This is a genomic window from Stenotrophomonas sp. 05L414_2 (assembly GCF_056397905.1).
Map to the genome: position 1 here is coordinate 1 of NZ_JBFTOJ010000296.1, position 3,672 is coordinate 3,672.

5 protein-coding genes are annotated in these 3,672 nt (G+C 57.5%); all 5 read left to right on the plus strand.

The genetic code is table 11. The features are described from left to right. On the plus strand, positions 1 to 586 hold a 586-nt coding region (locus AC1DJN_RS21755; RefSeq protein WP_478040224.1), incomplete at its 5' end, for an amidohydrolase family protein. Between the two features lie 8 nt (positions 587 to 594). Then, on the plus strand, positions 595 to 1,011 hold the full coding sequence (locus AC1DJN_RS21760; protein ID WP_442251563.1) for a DMT family transporter: 417 nt from the start codon (positions 595 to 597) through the stop codon (positions 1,009 to 1,011). A 382-nt stretch (positions 1,012 to 1,393) separates the two neighbouring features. Continuing rightward, positions 1,394 to 1,966: a hypothetical protein gene (locus AC1DJN_RS21765; protein WP_478040226.1), complete on the plus strand. Its 573-nt coding sequence runs from the start codon at positions 1,394 to 1,396 to the stop codon at positions 1,964 to 1,966. A 110-nt stretch (positions 1,967 to 2,076) separates the two neighbouring features. Continuing rightward, positions 2,077 to 2,976, plus strand: a complete 900-nt coding sequence (locus AC1DJN_RS21770) for a toll/interleukin-1 receptor domain-containing protein (protein WP_442251565.1) — start codon at positions 2,077 to 2,079, stop codon at positions 2,974 to 2,976. Positions 2,977 to 3,287: 311 nt separating this feature from the next. Further along, a partial coding sequence (locus AC1DJN_RS21775; RefSeq protein WP_478040228.1) for a hypothetical protein occupies positions 3,288 to 3,672 on the plus strand: 385 nt, incomplete at its 3' end.

Sequence of the window (3,672 nt, forward strand, 5' to 3'; positions counted from 1 at the left end):
CATCAATGTCTGCCCGCGCTCGGACGCGCACTACGGCATCGAAGATGGCATGTTTGCCTGGGATGCGGCGGTCCGGCATGGGCTGCGCCCTGGTTTCAGCGTCGACAACGAGACGTCCTACAGCGGCGACATGTTCATGGAAATGCGCGTGGCCTATTACCTGGAGSGCGTGCTGCGTGTCAACGCACGCCCGCCACGTACTGCTGAAACAAAGCAAGACCCGCTGAATTCCCACCGCCTGCTCGAGGCCGCCACGCTCGATGGTGCAGCTTGCGCAGGGCTGCAGGACAAGATCGGCAGCCTGAAGCCGGGCAAGCAGGCAGACATCGTGCTGTTCCGCACCGGCGACATCAATCTGTATCCGTCCAACAATGCGTTCGGAACGGTGGTGCACGCCGCTGAGCGCAGCAACATCGACACGGTGATGGTCGGTGGCCGCGTGCTGAAGCGGGGTGGCGAGATGTGCGGCCTGGATCTGACCAAGCTGCGCGCTGCGGTGGACGAATCCTGCGAGCACTTGTTCTCTGCAGCCGGCTACGAGCCGGACGTGTTCGGCACGTCCTTCCCCGCACTCGCCTCGAACTGAGGACCACCATGAACAGCTTCGGCGTTTGGGCCTTTCCGTTGGCGATGGTTGCGGGAATGGCCGTCACATTGCAGACAACGCTCAACGGACAGTTGTCGAAAGGCCTGGGTGGCGACCCTGTCGCAGCCGCCATTTTCTCATTCATGGTGGGGCTGTTGTCGCTCACCATCGTCGGCCTCGCGCGGGGTAACACGTTGAGCCTGCTTGCAGGCATCCCAGCGCAGCCGGCATGGGTGCTGCTGGGAGGTGCGATGGGGGCATTCGCGCTGCTCAGCAACGTAATCCTGGTACCCCGCATTGGCATGGCCGCCCTGGTGGGGCTGGTCGTCGCTGGGCAGCTGCTGTCCACACTCGCCATCGACCATTTTGCGTTACTGGGTCTGCCCATCGCCCTGTTTCCATCATCAAGCTTGCAGGTGCGCTGATCATGGTGATGGGGCTTGCCATCTCTCTGTTCGGAGAGCGTTGGTCAAGATTGATTGCGTGACGGCGAGATGGCCGACGCAGGCATGCATCGAGGGGCAACATACAGGCCGCGCTTTCAGACCTTTTCTTGGCCGCATGTGTCCGCTTTTGGCCGGAAGCGGACGCACCCTACGGTCCATCCCTCTTCGATATGACAACGGCGGCTTACGGCCATTGGACTGCAGGCTAGTCATTTTCAGGCGTTGCAACGGATTGTGAACAGGTCACAATCCGCCTAGTATCGAGCTGTGCCAGGGGGCCGAACCCGCTTGAGGGGTGTAGGTGGCACAGCCAAACTCCCAGGGGGAGCGTCCATCAAATGGTTTGGCGGGAGAAAAGACTATGTCGACAGTGAGTTTTCTTGCTGGTGAATTTTTTCTGCGGAACAGACCCAACGGCGGCACGGCTGTACTGTTGCGGTCGCTTTGGGTGACATCGCTAATTTGTGTGATCGTGCTCCCAATCAAGTCGTACTTTGCGGCCGGCACGGAGCTTGTTTTCTCTGCAGCCCAGCTCAAGGTCGAGATTGGGCAAATGATCCCATGGTTCGGCGCCGTCTTTGCCGGTGCGTACGYGGCGTTCTACACCAGGTTCGCAGCACAGTGGGGCTATCTGGCCGCGCTGTACAACCAGCTCATGGCAACTCTTGCTTCCGCACCGCCTGGGCAGTTTCCGAACGAAACTCTCATCATTTGGAATGCCGCATTCATAGAGGACGCTCAAGACTTGCATCTTGCACGGAAGTCAATGTTTGCGTCGGTCATCAGAGAGCTGCTGCAGAATCCGCACGTTGTTCGAGTCTTTCTAGCCTCCACCCAGGGCGGCCCAAACCGGCTTCGCGAACTGGAGCGCCAGCTCAATTGCATCGCCGTGGCCCCTGCAGAGTTCGACTTTGGCACGGCACAGTCCAGCTAGCGCGTAGTTGAAAATTCTGCGACTTCCCAACCCGAAATGTGATTCGCTCGAGACGAATCTGCATAGTGGTGCAGCTTATCGCTTCAAGTAGCAATGGCTAAGAGGCTCTTATGTACAACCTGCTTATGGTCTACCGCGAAGGAACTTGGGACGAGGACGAGTTTTTTCTGGAGCTTCCGAGATACTTGGAGCACACGGCGCAACCAATAAAGGATGGGTTCAATGCGCTCAACGACCAGGTTATCGATGCCCTTAAAGAAATGCCGACGCTATTCGCCTACGAAGACAGAGGTCGAGATATAGGGATCCCTGCACGCGTAGGATGGATTGATCAGGTTCAAGTGCGCTATGGCGGGATTAGGATTACCTGGCGATTCGATGCATCGATTTCGCCAATTCCTGCAGAGCGCCTTCGCGAAATGTTTGCAGATCTAGATATACGAGAGCGGAACTGGGAACAGACAAGGACCCATTGGGCAATAAAGGACGTTGATCTGCGTGCAGTACTCGTCGCACACGGTCTCGCTATCGAGCTCCGCGCCCCGACGGTATTTGTGTCCTACTCCTGGGATTCAGAGGAGCACCGAAACTGGGTGCGCCAGCTCGTTCTAGAGCTGCGGGCTAATGGCATTGATGCCATGGCCGATATGACGCACGTCAGACCAGGCCAAGATCTGGGCCGCTTTATGGAGCAAACCGCAAATTGTGATCGAGTAATCGTCGTCTGTACCGCAAACTACATGAGTCGCGCGAACGGTCGCGTTGGCGGGGTGGGCTACGAACACCTAGTAACGGCGGCACAGTTGATGGCAGATCCTGGCTCAGTTCGATTCATTCCAGTTCTCAAGGATCACGCCGATGCCGCGCACCTGCCTATAAATCTTCGCGGGCGAATGTATGTTGATCTTAGCGACGGCCCGAATCGCAACGCAAACTTTCAAGACTTAGTACGCGATTTGCACAACGCGTATGAGCCCATACCGCCGCTAGGGCCCCGGCCGAGATTCTAGAGTTCGCAAACCAGATCACTTATTGGAACTACTTCGGGACCGCCTACGGGCCTTATGGGAGGTGGCCGCCGCGGTTCATCCCCCGAAATCACGGACACTTACGAGACGGCCGATCTAGGTGATGCCGCGCTTCCAAACAGCCGATTCGGGATCTCGCCGGAGGGGAGGACAGAGGATTAGGAAACTTTATCAGCCATAGGCCAGAAGCTGGCAGGGAACGCGAAATCCCGTAAAGTATCAATCTAAAMCGGACAAAGATCTGATGAGAATGTAGTCTGAACCAGGTTCCCTCCAATTGAGCTGGAGTTCCGGTGCCCCCACCTCCAAAAAAAGTTCAGGGATCCTCCCGCCAGAATCACTATGTACCGGAGTGGTACCAGCGTGGCTTTATCTCCGATGGCGGCCAGCACTGGCTCCTCGACTTGTCATCGCTGCGCCAGCGTCCCGACGGTACGCCGATACCGTCCAGGGCGCTTCGGAGGGCGCCCAAGTCGGYATTCTGGGAGCAGGATCTCTACGTCACTCGGTTCGGCGAGCAGTTCAACGACGAGGTAGAAACAGTACTCTTTCAAGGCATCGACGATTTCGGTGCGCTTGCGGTACGTGCGTTTCTCGGTGGCGACTCAGATCAGGTCCACGCGCAGTACCAGGCACTACTTAGTTACTTGGGCGCGCAGAAGTTACGCACTCCAAAAG